We start from the raw sequence: 16,933 nt of genomic DNA on the forward strand, positions 1-16,933 counted from the left end.
TAACTTTTTGTTCTGTCCAAGAATATAATCACTTATAAATTACTTCTGATAAGTTCACATTTTATTTATTGTAGTGGATTTTGAGAGGGGACACTATACTTCCATCAGTTTCGATACATTATGGTCCGATGTGATCACCACTTCAGGAAAACTTTTGCAAGCAATGAGCCCTTTCTGATGTAATATTTCCTGACCTCATCCTGCACGAACAACAATATTGCAAACGGCAGTGCAAGTAGAAGGTGTTCCACCGAAACAGGTGCTGTTCCAAATATCGTGTTTGCGAACGGATAGAACATTATCATGGAAAGTATCAACAATTCACTCACGATCGCCAGCAGTATCATCTTGTTAGTGAACAGGTTCTTTGATAATGCTGATTCCACTCTTGTGCGGGATACGAGCAGGTTTGCTATCTGGCAGATTATGACCGAAGCGAAAAATGCCATTATGGCCTGCCTGTAAAGAAGTTCATTGCTTAGCAGGGCCTGTCCCCAGGTCCAGCCTCCTCCCATAAGTACTGCAAAATAACAGGTAAAGCCTGCCAGAGCTTCGATCGGTCCTTTCAGTCCATAGGATGTCAGAAGTACCTGCGGTGTCAGGAGCTTTTCAGATCTTGATCTGGGAGGCCGCTTCATTATATCCCCTTCACCTTTCTCAACAGCCAGGGCCAGTGCCGGAAGTATGTCTGTACCAAGGTCGATAGCAAGGATTAACTGCACATTCATAGGCAGGGGAATCGAAAGCAGAACAAATGCAATGAATGGCAGTATTTCCGGAATGTTGCTTGTAAGAATGTAGGCAATGAACTTCTTGATATTGTCAAAGACGGTCCTACCTTCTTCCACCGCATTGACGATGGTGGCAAAATTATCATCAAGAAGTATCATGTCAGCAGATTCTCTTGCAACATCCGTACCGCTTCCCATGGCGACACCCATGTCTGAATTCTTTATTGCAGGAGCATCATTGACACCATCTCCGGTCATGGTCACAATCTCTCCCATTGCCTGAAATACCTGTACGATCTTCAATTTCTGAACCGGGGATGTTCGCGCGAATATAATATCCGGAGCCTTTAACTTTTCTGAAAGTTCATCAAGTGGTAATTCATCCAGCTCAGCACCTGTGATCATAACCGGCTCATGGTCATTGTTACTGAAACCCACGGTCTTTGCAATCGAAACGGCAGTTACCGGATGATCCCCTGTTATCATTACTACCTTAATTCCGGCCCGGTGGCATTTATGAATAGCATCTTTGACCTCCGGCCTGGGTGGATCCACCGCTCCGCTAAAACCGATGAAGGTAAAACCGGTGTCGTATTCGAGCTCCTTTTCTGCCCTGCGATATGCAAGAGCAAGCACACGCTCCCCCTTCTCAGCGATCTTCAGGTGCATGTCAAGGAGGTCGTTCCTGTCATTTTCTGTAATAGGCACCTCGTCCCCGTTCATCAGGATGTGGTCGCACATATTAACAACAACTTCAGTTGCTCCTTTCAGGTAGGATTCCTGTTCACCTGTATCTGTATGGTAAATGACCTGCATCCTTTCTTTCAGGGAGTCGAACGAATACTCTTTCAAACGACTATTATTTTCCCGCATCGCATCAATATCCGTAAATTTGGATGCATACATCAACAAAGCACCTTCAGTGGGATCTCCCTTATATCCCGCAGGTCCTTCAGTGAGTCTTGAATTATTGCAAAGTACTGCTACTTTCAGTAGAATGTCCGGTGGAACTTCCCCATTGCTCACATCGATCTGTTCAAGCCCCAGGGTCATCGAATGTATCGCCATCTTGTTCTGGGTCAGTGTCCCGGTCTTATCAGTACAAATGACCGTGGTCGATCCAAGTGTTTCCACTGATTCGAGCTGTTTGATAAGGGCATTCCTTTTTGCCATTCTTTTTGAGGCCAGGCTTAAGGCCAGTGTCACAGTTGGAAGCAGTCCTTCAGGGACATTGGCGACTATGATGCCTATCGCAAAAATGAGATTCAACAGGAATAGGTCCTGTATCACAAAGCCGATCGTAAAGAAGGATATACCCAGAAATATTGCAATTACGGAGATGATCTTAATGAAATTATTGAGCTCTTTGCGAAGAGGTGTTTCAACTGATGTTGTCTGTTCCGTCAAAGTTGCAAGCTTTCCCATCTGTGTATTCTGGCCGGTTCCATAAACAACAGCTTTTCCGTTACCTGTTAATACAAGCGTGCCTGAGAATATCATATTCCTGCATTCGAGTACGTTTGGATGAGTGCATTCAAGTGAGCGTAACTGTGGCTCAGCCTCTCCGGTCAGTGACGAATTGTCAACCTTTAAAGTATTCTCTTCAATGAGCCTTCCGTCAGCAGGGACCTTGTCGCCTTCCTCAATGAATATGACATCTCCTACAACCAGTTCAGATGCCAATATTTCCTTAATTTTTCCATCCCTCAGAACCTTGGCAACAGGAGGTATAAGCTGGCGGAAACTCGCCATTATCTGTTCGGTCTGGTATTCCTGTATAAAGGTAAAAGTGGCATTAAGAATGACAACTCCAAAAAGGGCAATAGCGATGTACAGGTTTCCTTTTCCGGGATCCAGCAGTTCTGCTGTATATGAAAGCAAAGCCCCTGTAATAAGCAGGATCGAGAAAAAATTGCGGAATTGTTTTAAGTACTTCTTGAGAATTGATTCGCGACCTATATTTTCAAGAATATTCTTTCCACATATCTCCAACCTTTCCAAGGCTTCAGCTGATGTTAATCCTTCAGTGTCAGCATCGAACCTTTTGAGAAATTCTTCAAGAGAGGTGCTATGCTCATCGCCTTTTGCCCCGCAATCAGGAACTTCATTGTTGAGTATAATGTTACCCCCATACTCCCGACATATTTGTATATAAAACTGTAATAATAGGATATAGATTGTTCCATCTGATCAAAAGACGGTGCATAAAATGTTCAGATCAATTTTTCTCCAGAAACATATAATATAATTGATAATTTTACAAAAACTAATATAGTATTCCTGCTAATATCTGTAAACAATTAATAAGTTCGGGGGGGTAGTGGGTGTTCGAACGTAAATGTATTATTATTGCTGGTGAAGAAGCGGGTCCAAAGTCCAATAAGATGGGCGGTATATGGAATGTTATTGATGCGGAAGTAAAGAATCTTGCTCAAATGCTTGAAGACGGGACCATAGACGAGGAATCAACTCCAAGGATCTTTGTTGCGTGTCCTTATTATGGATATAGTGGCTCGGATTGGAACAAGGGTCTGAACCGTATCACAGACATGAGTGAGTTCGAAGATTTCGTTCCCGATGAAGGACTTTCAACTATCATCGAAAAGCTCCGGGAAAAAGGTATAGAACTTATTGTTGGAGCCAGAAAGGTAGAAGAGATAGAAATAATCTACCTGATGTTCAGGACCAATGATTTTTGCAGGACTCTCATTGAATATAAAGGAAAACATATCTGTCTGGAAAATAAGATTAAAGCTGAAGCATATGATCTCATTGGTCTTGATTCCCTGTCATATGAGGGTATGGGTAACAGGACCGAATATACGCATTACCTAAATCTTTCGTATGCAATATCCGAATTTGTTCATACTCTTGTAGCTCTCAGGGAAGAAAAAGCGAGGACCTATGGGGATGAACTAATTTCAGAATTTGCCAGCTCCCTGATACCTTCATGGCATGTTTCATTACACTGCCACGAGTTCGGTGTCTTTTATGCAATTGCCAGGCTCAAGAAAATTGGTGTTCCGATAAATTCAGTTGCAACTTATCATGCAACTATTCCCGGTAGAGTTGCAGGACATCTTTCCATCCAGAAAATACGTGATAATGATAGTTCATGGGGCGATGGGGTTCCAAAAAATATGGCAACCCTTGAGTCGTTGTCCTCATATGCAGATGTTGTAACTGCAGTGGGAGATTCTACAAAAAAAGAGATCAAATTGTTCTATGATATTGATTCCATTATTGTAAGGAATGGTATCGATCTTGATCTCGAGGACATTGATGAACTATGGAATAAAAAGCTAAACTGCCGTACTAAGATACAGGAGTTAACTTCCAGTAAACTTTACAACACCCATAACAGCGTAGAACTTTCACCGGAAAGGATCATTCCTATCTTCTCCATATCAAGGATCGAAATTGAAAATAAAGGCTATCCTGACCTGCTGGATTCACTTCTTCTTCTTGACAGGATGGTAAGAATAGAGGTCGAAGCCGGCAGGCTTAATGAAAACTACAGGGTTGTGTGTTTCATCATAACTGCTCATGGTCCAAAAACGAATCTGCCGGAAAATTTCCCGATCATGCTCAATGAAGAGGTACTGATCGGCGAAGAGTTGCGGATACAAAGAATGATAGAGAGCCGGGGACTTGAATGTTCCAGACTTCCAGGTGGTAGCAGGTATGTTTCTGCTGTTCTTTACCCCCAGTGGTTGTCAGCGAAAGATGGCGGTTTCAACATGACGGTCGATGAGTTCATGGCTGGCTGTATTGCCGGTATATTCCCTTCACGATACGAGCCTTTCCTGTTAACCGGTCTTGAGGCAGGAAAGGAAGCAACTCCCAGTATTGTAAGCAAAGTATGTGGATTCAGTGATGCATTAAAAACTGTCAAGCGACTTGTGAGGGGAATGGGAGGAGTATTGGTAGTTGATAATATCGATCAAGCGTATCTTGAAACGATAGCAGATTATGCACTTACCATGTATTACTTCATAGATACTTATACTGACGATAAGACAAAATATAATTTCCTATGCCAGGAAGCAAATCTCCTTGCCAAGGATATGAACTGGCAGGAACCTACTAAGCAATACTACGAGATGCTTACAGGTACAAAACCAAAACATGAGCTGAAGGACCTGTAAAGGGGAATCAGTGCTCTTATGGAAGGTAACTAGGGACATATTATGAAAAAGTAACTAGAATATTTATGAGAAATTGACCTGAAATATTATATTAGGGATGTTGGGGAAAATGTCAGAGATACGTAAACATTATTTTCTGGATGAATATTGCATAATTGCACCAGGAAGAAGTAAGAGACCTTCGGTTTTCAAAACAGAAAAGAAAGAAGGAGCATCAAGCAGATGTGTTTTTTGTGCCGGTGAAGAAGATAAAACACCGCTTGCAACTGCTGTTTATAAAAATGGTAGCATCCTGAAGGATTCTGAAGGTTCAAGGGTAACAGGATGGGATGTGCGTTGCATACCAAATCTGTATCCTGCACTTGCTCCGGATGCCAATGAAGTTCATTCAGATCTCGATGTGGCCCCAGGCTATGGTTTTCATGAAGTTATAGTCGAAATGCCTTCGCATGAGAAGGTGATACCTGATCTTTCCGACGAAGAGATGGCGTTACTTATGAAGGTCTATCAGGACCGTGTGATTCACTACGAATCCATTGAAAGAATAGAATATGTTTCACTTTTCAAGAACTGGGGAGAAAAAGCAGGTGCATCTCTGGAACATACACATTCCCAGCTAATAGCAATGCCTATCAAGCCTCCGGTTTTAATGGAAGAAATGAAGGCCATCGATTCATATTCAGGATGCCCTTATTGTGATATCGTAGAGAAAGAAAGCAAAAGTGAGAGGCTGTTATATGAAAATGAGCATTTTCTCGTTATAACACCTTATTGCTCAAAAGTTCCATATGAGATGTGGATCCTGCCTAAGGTACATACAAATCATATCTCAGGTTTCGACCAGGACCAGTTGAGCTCTCTCGGAAAAGCAATTCGTTCTGCTCTATCGGGCCTATGGAACAATATCGGCGAGATCCCTTACAATTACATGTTCTATCAGCTAAGGGATGAAACGGGATATCACTTTAACTTAAAGCTCCAGCCGGTTACAACTAAGACAGCGGGTTTTGAGAAAAATACCGAGGTATTCATCAATACAATGCCTCCGGAAACGGCTGTGAATTATCTTCAGGGTGATTTTTGAAGCCACTCCGAATGATAATTTTAAATACGTATAGATATATTTACATTGGAATATAAACTAATTAGGGTTGAAATAAATGGGGAAAAATTTAAAGATCGGGATGTTCTCCTGGGAGAGTCTACACTCGATAAAAGTAGGGGGCATAGCTCCGCATGTTTCCGAACTTGCAGAAGCTCTTGCTGAGAAGGGACATTCAGTCCACATATTTACAAGAAATCATGAACTTGAACCATATGAGAAAGTGAATGGAGTTCATTACCATCGAGTTGACCATTCTCTTGACGGAGGCATTGTCCAGCAAATGGATAGTATGTGTGATTCAATGTACTCGAGATTTCTTGATGTTACAAAGAAATATGGTAAGTTCGATATATTGCATGTCCATGACTGGCATCCTTTCAATGTGGTCTCAAGGATCAAATATGAATTTGGAATACCCTTTATGTTCACATATCACAGTACCGAATGGGGAAGGAACGGTAATGTACATGGAAACTGGTGGGAAGCCGAGGAAATATCTCACAGGGAATGGAAAGCCGGCTATGAATCCATAAAGGTCATATCCACTTCACAACAACTTACAGATGAGATCAAGTTCCTATACCAGATACCTGATGAGAAGATCTCTATCATTCCAAACGGTATATTTCATGGCAAAATGAAAAAGGACGTTGACGCCGGTGAAGTGAAAAAAAGATTTGGGATCCATCCTCTTGCACCGGTTGTTTTGTTCATAGGACGTATGAGCTACCAAAAAGGTCCGGATATACTTGTTGAAGCGATCCCTGAAGTGTTGGATCATCGCTGGGATACCCAGTTTGTTTTCATCGGTGAAGGTGAAATGCGCCCTCACTGTGAACATCTCGTAAATGCAGAAAATGTTTCAGATCGTTGTCATTTTCTGGGGTATGCAGATGATGAAACAGCAAGGGACTGGTTTAATGCATGCGATATTCTCTGTATTCCAAGCAGGAACGAACCTTTTGGCATAGTTGTTCTTGAAGGCTGGGATGCTGAAAGGACCATCGTTGCAACAGATGCTGTCCAGATAATCGATAATTATGTCGATGGTATCCTTGTATACAAATATCCGGAGTCTATTGCATGGGGCTTAAATCACGTGCTTGACGATCTCTCCAATGACAGCATGAGACAAGCTGGTAAAGAACTTATCGACACTAAATACAACTGGCACAAGATCGCAGAACAAACAAGTGAAGCGTACCTTGATGCTCTCAAAAATTAAATTCTGGCAATCAATAGTGACTAATGCCATCGGAAATATAATAAAACGGGAGGCTTGGGAATGCAGTCGGTTTGCATCTGTTCAGAAGTACATTTTCCTTGGATGCCAAAATGGTACTGGCCATCTGGGGGGTATCGTTCTCCGGAATTCGAAACATATTTTGATCAACCCCAAATATACTCTGCTTTAGAAAGAAATGTGCCGGAGATAATCAGTACGAATGAGGCTTTGCTGGATTCAATAGATAATGGTGCGAAGTATACTTTTGATATATCCGGGATATTTTTAGATCAATGTAAATGGAATCCTGCTTTAATAGAATCATTTCAGGAGATAAAGGACAGGGGTGCCAATTTTTCAGCTTCCCCTTATTATCATTCCGTATCGTCCCTTTTCCCTGATAATAAGGAATTTAAAGATCAGGTTTCCATGCATCGGGATAAGATCAAAGAGATCTTCAGTATTAATCCCCGTACATTCATAAATGCGGAACTGATACTTACAAAAGAGCTCAGTACGACACTTAAAGATATGAAGTTCAAGTGCCTCATTTCAGAAGGTTCAGAAAATCTATTGTATGGAAGTGATCCAATGTACGTTTATGGTAATCATATACCGACGTTATTGCGTCACATATCCCTAAGTGAAGACATAGAATTACGCTTTTCAGATCAGAATTGGAAAAGCTATCCTTTGATCGCTGATAAATTCGCTTCATGGATAGCAGGTATGGAAGGCGATGTGACGACATTACATTTCAAATATAGTTCTATCCTTACTCATCAGCAGAACAGAAGCAATATATTTCAGTTCCTGATCGATCTTCCAGAAAGTTTTGAGAAATATGGGATTTCCATGGTAACCCCTGAAGAAGCTTTGAAGAAATTCAAGACAAAAGAACTTCCTTCTATCATAAACAAGTCTACTTCTCGCTACGGAATGCATAATTTACTTGGGAATCATCCTCAGCACCTGTACCTGCATGAACTGATAAGTATAGGTGAGATCCTTCAGACCTTAAAAGACACTCCTGAATATGAAAAACTGAATTGTATCTACCGATACCTACAGCAAAGCGAAATATTGCTGGAGATGGGGTCTGACAACAATAATCTTGGTTATGAAAAGGCAGTTAATAGCTTCTCTGCAATTTCGGACTTTAAGCGTGCACTACTGGAGGTGAAGGCATGAGATCCGTATGTATGTACTTCCAGCTCCACCAGCCTTATCGTTTAAAGTGGTTCTGGCCGGATGACTCAAAAGGGTTTGAAAGGTATTTCGATGTTGCAATAAACAGGAACATCTTTGAGAAGGTTGCCAGTAAGTGCTACCTTCCAGCTACAACTCTCCTGGCAGAACTCGTTGATCAGCATGAAGGCAATTTCAAGTTCAGTGTTTCAATAACCGGAACTCTTCTGAGCCAGTGTGAAAAATGGAATACTGATGTCCTTGATATTTTCAACCAACTTGCTGATTCAAAGTGTGTGGAATTCCTTGATGAGACCAATTATCATTCCCTTGCAGGTCTTTTCGATAGCAAGGATGAGTTCAGGGAAGAAGTAAAAACCCACCATGAGCTCACTTCAGACCTGCTTGGTGTAAAGCCACAGGTTTTCAGGAATACAGAACTCCTTTATAATAATAGTATTGCAGAAACCGTCTCATCCATGGGTTACAAAGCCATACTTACCGAAGGGGTTGATCGGCTGCTGGAATCCCGCTCCCCCAATCATGTCTACAAGGCAAAGGACTGCGATATCGCCGTTCTTATGAGGAACTATAAGATGAGTGATGATATAGGTTATCGTTTCTCAGCAAAATGGTGGCAAGAGTATCCATTAACCGCTGACAAGTGGGCATGCTGGGCAGCTGCGGAACAAGGAGATTGCCTGAATATCTTCATGGATTACGAGACCTTTGGTGAACATCAATGGGCAGACACCGGTATTTTTGATTTCCTCAGGGCTTTGCCGAATGAGGTTCTTAACAAGGGCATTGAGTTCAACACTCCTTCCGAGATCATTGAGAAATATGACCCGGTAGGGGAGATAGATGTCGGGGACTTTAATACGATCTCATGGGCAGATATGGAGAGAGATACAAGTGCATGGCTTGGTAACGATATGCAACGGAGATGCTTCGAAGAGGCAAAGCGGCTTGGACCTTATGTGAAAAGAACGAAGGACCCGGAGCTTATCAACATATGGAAGCATCTTCTTACATCTGACCACTATTACTACATGAGTACCAAGTGGTTAGGCGATGGGGATGTTCATTCGTATTTTAGTATCCATACATCACCTTATGATGCAGCAATAAATTTCATTGCAGTATTCCTTGATTTCAAATCATGTGTTTTCAGGAAACTGGCTGAAATGGATAAATAAATAAATAAATTAAAATAGTTCTTAAAATGGAGCAATATATTTGATCCGGCATCCAAATGCTATACTTGGCAATGATAAATTACTTGTATCAATGGATGAAAAGGGCGATTTACTGGGATTATTTTACCCCGGGCGAGATTGGGCTCAACATGTTGGTGAGTCCAAAGCTTGCATTTACAAAGGTGGAAAATTACTATGGCTGGATTCTCCTGAATGGAATGTAAAACAGGAATATCTGGGAAATACGAATATAATTAAGACCCACCTGACTCATTTTTCCGGGATCGAAGTATCAATTCATGATTTTGTGCATCAGTCCGGTCCAGTCCTTGTAAGGAAGTATGAGATCACTTCAAAAGAACATATCAGTGGCAAATTTTATTATTATTCTAATTTCCAGGTTGGAGAAACCCATAGAAAGAACTCTGCGTTTTGTGATGTGAATAGTGGTCTTCTTGTTCAATACATGCAGAACTTCTACATTGGTCTGGCAAGTGCTCCGGGATTTGAAGAATGGCAGGTCGGTAAGATACAGGAGAACGGCTGGGTTGCAAGTGCCAGAAACGATATGGAAGATGGCCAGCTCCAGCAAAATATGGAAGATATAGGCGATATGGATAATTCGATAGGCTGGGATCTTAACCTCCAGTCTGGTGAAACGGTCACAATTACACAATTTATAACTATTGCTTCAGAAAGACAGGCGATATACGATCTATTGGGCGATGTTCGGAAACAATCCCCTGCTGACATAATGCATGGATCTGAAGATAGCTCCGTTCGGTGGTTATCAAAAAAGCAACCTCTGGAATTATCCGCACTGGAAGATGATCCACTCTTCAAAAAAGAGGTAAAGAGCTTATACGATCGTTCATTAATCTCTCTGAACTTGCTGACCGATCCCGATGAGGGATCATGTGTAGCTTCTCCGGAGTTCGATCCTGCTTTTGAGATGTGCGGAGGATATGGTTTTTGCTGGAACAGGGATGCGGTAGAGGTTGTTCTTGCTCTGATGAATGCAGGCTATCCTGAATATGCCGGGAAGTTCTTTGGCTGGTGCAAAAGAACACAACTTCCTGATGGTTCATGGTTCCAGAGATACTGGCTTGATGGAAAGGAAGCGCCCTCATGGGGTAATTTTGACGACTCGACCCAGATAGATGAGACCGGTTCAACGCTTTATGCAATTGATCATTATTACCGGGAACTGGAAGGAACTAAAAGGGATGAATTTCTGGAAACCATCCGGGAAACGGTTTGGAAGGGTGCAAAATATCTGATAAGAAGAACCGAACAGGGTCTTCATGATCCGTGCAGATGTCTGTGGGAATCTGAAAAAGGAATATTCAGCTATACAAATGCTGCTATCTATGCCGGTCTGAAAGGTGCTGCCCATATGGCAAAGGAGAACAATGAACATGTACTCGCTGAAAAATGGTATGACAGGGCTGAACTGCTAAGGAAACAAACCATTGATAAGCTGTGGCTTAAGGAAGGCTATTTTTCCCGTGGCATCATTGAAAGCAATGTCAATAGAACTGTGGATTCGAGTATGATCGGCACTTTCATTCCTTTTGGTCTTCTTTCACCGAATGATCCTGATGAAAGAGCTATGATACTCTCAATGATAGAGCATATTGAAAAAGCTCTCAGGGTTCCGGTCAATGGCTATTTTGGGATCAAGCGTTATGAAAATGATAATTATGTCGGTGGCAATCCTTGGGTAGTGACAACATTATGGCTTTCCCGTGCTTTGCTCACTCTTGCTATGTCGCTTAAGAACAAGAATGATGAATATGACCTGCTGGTGAATAAAGCAGTTGAATACATAAAATGGACAATGAGGAGTGCAACGAGTACCGGTCTCCTATCCGAACAGGTGGATAGGAATACAGGGAAAGCTGCATGGGCCAGGCCTTTGGGCTGGAGTTGTGCACTATTTATTGAAAATGCCCTGCTTTTGGACCAATTGAAAGAAGAGTGACAGATATTAAGTTTGAAATCAATATATCTTAAGGTGTAATTCGGATGTGTCCATCTGCAACATATAATGGTGAATTTGATCATACTTCTGCCATTTCCCGGGAATGGCTGATCACGAACGGCATCGGAGGCTATGCGTCATCCACTGTTATTGGTGAAAATTCAAGAAAATATCATGGGCTCCTGATAGCTTCTGCAAACCCTCCGGTTGATCGAAGGGTACTGCTTTCTTCCCTTGATGAAGAGATCATTGCTGGAGATGAAGTATATCGTCTTGCAACTCACAGGTATCCCGATACGCTGTACCCATCAGGTTTCGAATATCTCAATCGTTTTTCTGCTTCTCCATTACCAACATTTGAGTACAGCATCAGGAACATTAAGCTGATAAAGACTATCTTCATGGTCTATGGACAGAACACGACAGTTGTCAAGTATAAGCTGTTTAATCCTGATAATGAGGACATTGTTTTCCGGATTTTGCCTCTTGTGACCAATCGGGATTTCCACCAGATTGGGAAGGCAGGGGTTATCAGTTTTAGTGAGATACATGATCCTACAGGAATTCAGCTGAGAACTGATGATGGTATTCTCCAACTACGATCCAATATGCACTATAGACAGGAACCCTACTGGAACTATAATTTCGAGTATGACAGTGAACGTGAACGAGGGGAAGCCTATCAGGAAGACCTCTATACCCCCGGCTATTTTGAAAAACAAATTCATGAGCCTGCGAGTGAGGTATACGTTGTAGCTTCGGACAGTATCCTGAAAAAAAAGGACATTGACCATGAATTTGTTAATTCCGGATATGAAAGAGAACTTGTAAGGCAGAAAGGTTTGCAGGATCGTTGCAATTTAAAGGGTGACTTCACACAGAAGCTCGTTAATGCTGCAGACTCTTTCATTGTGCAACGCAGATCTACCGGTTCAGAATCGATCATCGCGGGTTATCACTGGTTTGCGGATTGGGGAAGGGATGCGATGATATCGCTTCCGGGACTTACTCTTGTAACAGGAAGGTTCAATGATGCAAAAGATATTCTGACAACCTTTTCTGAACATTGTTCAGGAGGCCTTATACCAAACCGTTTTTCAGATGACGGTCTTTCTCCTCCTGATTATAATACCGTTGATGCTTCACTATGGTTCATCCATTCACTTGGGCGATATTATTCCTATACGAAGGATGTAAAATTTGTCAGGAAAATGTGGGATACAGTTGTGTCAATAATCCAGAATTATATTGAGGGAACCTTATACGGAATTAGGATGGATGAGGATGGACTCATTGCGCATGAAGGTCAGCTCACCTGGATGGATGTGAAGATCGGTGATCAGGAGATCACACCAAGAGCCGGAAAAGCATGCGAAATAAACGCTTTGTGGTATAATGCGCTATGTATTGCCATCCAACTGGGGGAAATTTTAGGTGCAAATACAAAGCATTATTCTGAGATCGCTCAACTGGCAAAGAGCAACTTCACTGAAACTTTCTGGAATCCGAAGGATCTGTGTCTTTATGACTGCGTTTCTGTAAATGAAGATATGTCGGTCAGTAAAGATGCAGCTGTCAGACCGAACCAGATATTTGCAGTGTCACTTCCCTACACGATGCTTGATCATGAAAAGAAAATGATGATCGTTGAAAAGGTGAAGGAGGATCTATTAACTCCTTATGGACTGAGGTCCTTATCGCCGAAGGACAGCCGCTACAATGGAAGATACCGGGGTGATAGAGATTCCCGGGACCGCGCATATCATAACGGGACTGTCTGGGCATGGTTACTCGGACCGTTCGTTACTGCATATGCAAAGGTCAATAACAAGTCTCCGTTAAGTCTGGAATATTGCAGGCGCTTGTTAGTTAATTTTGAAGCTCATCTTGATGAGGCTGGAATAGGAACGATCTCCGAAGTATTTGATGGTGATTCTCCACACAGATCGGGAGGATGTATCTCACAGGCATGGAGTGTTGCTGAAATACTGCGAGCTTATGTTGAAGATGTGAATGTTTAAAGTTATCACTGAATGGAAATCGTGATCCGGATAAAAAAAGTAAGTTTCAGAGATATAAAATACAGGATATATTTCCTGTAATTTTGGGCTTGTTATTGATGTTCTGTGTTAGTGTCTCACAGCACCAACATCTTCGAATCCCTGTCTCTGGCCTGTACCGGCCTGCTTGACAAGTTTCTCAGAGTGGAACAACATGTTAACGACATTTAAGGCATGTTCGCGGGAGCGCATTTCCATAAGATATGCCAGTTCCCTTTCATCCTTTGCCTCATCTTCATGAACGAACACCTCGATAATATGGGTGTTCGTCATAAGCTGTGCCTGTATTATGCCGGTTGAAGCTTCATGTGCGCAGATCTTATCCTGTTCCTTTGCCCCAGGCATGCCTAAGGCTATGACGATGTCGCATCCATCTTCCTCTATGAGCTTCTTGGATGCCACCGGCAGGTCCTTTACGCCGGGAACTGTAATCCGTTTTATCTTAACGGATACGTTCTGCTGGATCTCATCGACCGCAGCACGCCCCATGTTGAAGCGTGCAAAGGTCGTGTCTACTACGCCTATGGTCTTCATGTAATTCACAGTGTGTCCAGTACTGTGGCAGCTGCCTCTGTACCTGGACCTATCTCATTAACAATACCGAGTTTCTTCAGTACAAGTTCGAGTTCCTGAATTGTCAGCATGATGTCCTTTGGTGCGACATTGCCCATGCTTCCGATCCTGAAGATCTGGCCGCTGAGCCTGTTCTGACCGCCGGCGATGATGATTCCCTTGTCCATCATACCCTTCTTGATATCGTTGCTGTTGACACCTTCTGGTGCTTTCATTGCAGAAACGGTGTTAGAGTAATCGCTGACCTCATTGAGCTGTGGGAACATCTCGATACCCATAGCATCCATTGCAGCACGTATAGCAGCAGCACCGGTTGCCTGGCGGTTGATCCTTGCTTCCATTCCCTCTTCCATCACGATCTTCAGTGCTTCCTGAAGTCCGAAGAACAGTGGTACTGCAGGTGTGTATGGTGTCTGGGACTTGTCAGCGCTCTTCTTGTATGCCTTAAGGTCAAGATAGTATGGCAGGTTTTCCTTGGTCATTGCTTCAAAAGCACGTTCGCTCACGGAGAGCATGGAAAGTCCTGGTGGTGCAGCAACACATTTCTGGGAACCTACTACAGCGATGTCGACTCCCCATTCATCGACTTTTACGTCATCTCCGCCGATGGATGTGACGCCGTCCATGATGAACAGTGCATCGTACTTCTTTGCAAGTTTTCCTACTTCTTCTGCAGGGTTACGGATACCTGCGGAGGTTTCATTGTGGACCATTGTGACAGCTTTTGCACCTTCTGCAAGTTTTTCTTCCACAAGATCGAGGTTAACGGACTGTCCCCATTCGAACTCAAGAGGAACTACCTGACCGTATTTGGCTGCGATGTCCTTGAACCTTTCACCGAACTTACCGTTCTCGATAGCGACGACCTTGTCGTCCTTATCGATAGTACATCCGAGAGCAGCTTCCATTGAAGCTGTTCCTGAACCGCTGATTGTAAAGAGGTCGTTCTGTGTCTGGAAGATCTCTTTGAGCATTGCGGTACAGTCATCAAACATTGCAGAAAATTCCTTGCCCCTGTGGTTTATCATGGGTTTTGACATTGCCCTGAGCACCTTTGGTGCAACAGGAACAGGGCCAGGCATCATAAGTAATGTGTCTTCAAGGTCCATATAATTCTCCTGGTATTTTTATTAATAAGTGAATGTCGTATCTAATGTAAACCTAGTATATAGCTACTTTCGTGAAGTTGAAAGTTCTTGAACACTTCGCTTGTCCACATAACAAATATTTACACACTCAGTTCTACAAATAAATATGTTGTCGTCGAGCTCCCTATTACATGAGGAAGAATAAAAGGAGTGATAAGCTGTTTACTCTCAATGCTCATGTTCGGGAAAGGCTGGAGGCAGAGAGCTTCTGTCAGTGATTGTTAAAATGAGGGGAGTAAAAACCCTCTACTCTTAACTCAATTTCTATTTGTGGTCTCACTTACCTGGGTGGAGGTGGCACAAGGCAGTCGGTTAGGAGAACAGAACTACCGGGAGTTTGTGAGCCGAAGGCTTGATAAAACTCAAGCAGCCATGCAGGATCTCCTTGACCTTTGATATGGTATGCAATAGCATCTGCCTGGCCTTTACTACTACTCATTTCTTTTATGCTTGCTTCAGCGCCGTTGGTTTCGGTGTACTTTTGTGTTCGATTTCAGTGATGTCATAATGATTATAATACGCATCTGTTTTCATTTTTGCAAAGAGTTTATATGGTACTAAATATATAACTTTATTTAATAATCAGATAATCCGAGTAAGACTATCTGAAAAGCATATAATATAAGGGGGAAAATAGCATGAAAAGAGTTAGATTAATGTTGGTTTTAGTGATGGTGGTAGCTATGCTGGTCTCCATACCAGCTGCAATGGGTCATTACGGCGATGTAAAACCGGGCTCGTGTCCAAACCCAATCAATTTGAATAGCCAAGGGGTAGTGTCAATAGCCGCCGCAGGTTCTGATACTGTGGACGTGACAACTATTAATTTAGATACGGTGTATGTCCATTTCTATAATCAGACGGGGGAAGCATTTGTTCCGATCTTGAGATCCAGCTTTGAAGATGTGATCAATACCTCTACAACGCCTGGAGATTTCCCTGATTGTAATCCAATATCTACGGAAGATGGTTACATGGACCTGGTCGTGAAAGTTAATGTAACGGCTCTTGTTGATGCTGGTCTTTATAAACCCGAACTCACTGATGGCATGTTGCAAATGAATCTTGTCTATGAGTTTAATGATGGCACACTGGGCGAATCACAGTGGGATGCGGTAAGGATAATTGATAATCCCAACATGGGCAAAGCAGTCGGCCCAACAAATGCCAACGCAGTCGAAAAGAATAAAAATAAGTAACTTTGAGTGCAGTGGTGTGAAGTGAATCCATGCCACTTTTACATTTTTGATTTTCCACAAACTTTGAAATCCAAGTTTAAACTTATACGTTTTAGCTGTTTTCGTATCCAGACCTTTGATCGATTGTATTTTAGTGATTTCTCGATTCGATAGATTTTCAAGATATTTCAATCACATGAATCTGGTTTTACCAAGACTTTTGTTTGTTTGATATTCCTTCTTCCAAACCTTATCAATCGCATCATTAATCATTTTCGTTGTTGATGAATATGGTATTGATTGAATCGATGTCGATGTAACATGTACCAAGTACGTCATTATCTAAAATGATGAAATATTCCTCTATCTCGATAATATCGGCCGATAATTGCAT

The 16,933-nt window shown here is 42.3% G+C and carries 12 protein-coding genes and 1 pseudogene; 8 read left to right on the forward strand and 5 right to left on the reverse strand.

Going from position 1 to position 16,933, the window contains the following annotated elements:
• Nucleotides 1–134: 134 nt before the first annotated feature.
• Nucleotides 135–2,849: a cation-transporting P-type ATPase gene (locus E7X56_RS07045; protein WP_210409259.1), complete on the reverse strand. Its 2,715-nt coding sequence runs from the start codon at nt 2,847–2,849 to the stop codon at nt 135–137.
• 206 nt (nt 2,850–3,055) lie between these two features.
• Between E7X56_RS07045 and E7X56_RS07050 the strand changes: the two genes are divergently transcribed.
• From E7X56_RS07050 to E7X56_RS07080, 7 genes are all read left to right on the forward strand, one after another.
• Nucleotides 3,056–4,879 (forward strand): glycogen synthase, encoded by a 1,824-nt coding sequence (locus tag E7X56_RS07050; RefSeq protein WP_135606111.1) that lies wholly within the window; start codon nt 3,056–3,058, stop codon nt 4,877–4,879.
• A 109-nt stretch (nt 4,880–4,988) separates the two neighbouring features.
• Complete coding sequence (locus tag E7X56_RS07055) at nt 4,989–5,963, forward strand: DUF4931 domain-containing protein (RefSeq protein ID WP_135606112.1); 975 nt, start codon at nt 4,989–4,991, stop codon at nt 5,961–5,963.
• A gap of 76 nt (nt 5,964–6,039) precedes the next feature.
• The gene (locus E7X56_RS07060) at nt 6,040–7,209 is read left to right on the forward strand and encodes a glycosyltransferase family 4 protein (RefSeq protein WP_135606113.1); all 1,170 of its coding nucleotides are present in this window, start codon (nt 6,040–6,042) and stop codon (nt 7,207–7,209) included.
• A 102-nt stretch (nt 7,210–7,311) separates the two neighbouring features.
• On the forward strand, nt 7,312–8,400 hold the full coding sequence (locus E7X56_RS07065; RefSeq protein WP_371413359.1) for a glycoside hydrolase family 57 protein: 1,089 nt from the start codon (nt 7,312–7,314) through the stop codon (nt 8,398–8,400).
• On the forward strand, nt 8,397–9,596 hold the full coding sequence (locus E7X56_RS07070) for a glycoside hydrolase family 57 protein (protein WP_135606115.1): 1,200 nt from the start codon (nt 8,397–8,399) through the stop codon (nt 9,594–9,596). Before E7X56_RS07065 ends, E7X56_RS07070 begins: the two co-directional genes overlap by 4 nt.
• Nucleotides 9,597–9,636: 40 nt before the next feature.
• Entirely contained in the window at nt 9,637–11,580 is a 1,944-nt protein-coding gene (locus tag E7X56_RS07075) for a glycoside hydrolase family 15 protein (RefSeq protein ID WP_135606116.1), read from the forward strand.
• A gap of 44 nt (nt 11,581–11,624) precedes the next feature.
• On the forward strand, nt 11,625–13,601 hold the full coding sequence (locus tag E7X56_RS07080) for an amylo-alpha-1,6-glucosidase (RefSeq protein ID WP_135606117.1): 1,977 nt from the start codon (nt 11,625–11,627) through the stop codon (nt 13,599–13,601).
• A 108-nt stretch (nt 13,602–13,709) separates the two neighbouring features.
• Here the strand turns inward: E7X56_RS07080 and ribC are convergent, their stop codons facing one another.
• Entirely contained in the window at nt 13,710–14,174 is a 465-nt protein-coding gene (gene ribC, locus E7X56_RS07085) for a riboflavin synthase (protein ID WP_135606118.1), read from the reverse strand.
• A 5-nt stretch (nt 14,175–14,179) separates the two neighbouring features.
• On the reverse strand, nt 14,180–15,322 hold the full coding sequence (locus E7X56_RS07090) for an alanine--glyoxylate aminotransferase family protein (protein ID WP_135606119.1): 1,143 nt from the start codon (nt 15,320–15,322) through the stop codon (nt 14,180–14,182).
• Between the two features lie 677 nt (nt 15,323–15,999).
• On the opposite strand from E7X56_RS07090, the gene E7X56_RS07095 reads away from it, so the two are divergent.
• Nucleotides 16,000–16,560, forward strand: coding sequence for a hypothetical protein (locus E7X56_RS07095; RefSeq protein WP_135606120.1), 561 nt, complete (start codon nt 16,000–16,002; stop codon nt 16,558–16,560).
• On the opposite strand, the pseudogene E7X56_RS07100 reads toward E7X56_RS07095, so the two are convergent.
• Nucleotides 16,558–16,815: pseudogene (locus E7X56_RS07100) on the reverse strand (transposase); the annotation flags it as partial. The gene E7X56_RS07095 and the pseudogene E7X56_RS07100 overlap by 3 nt on opposite strands.
• A complete protein-coding gene (locus E7X56_RS12345; RefSeq protein ID WP_371413360.1) occupies nt 16,805–16,933 on the reverse strand; it encodes a hypothetical protein in 129 nt (42 codons plus the stop codon). The pseudogene E7X56_RS07100 and the gene E7X56_RS12345, both read right to left, overlap by 11 nt.

The organism is Methanococcoides sp. NM1, from assembly GCF_900774285.1.
GTDB classification, from domain to species: domain Archaea; phylum Halobacteriota; class Methanosarcinia; order Methanosarcinales; family Methanosarcinaceae; genus Methanococcoides; species Methanococcoides vulcani.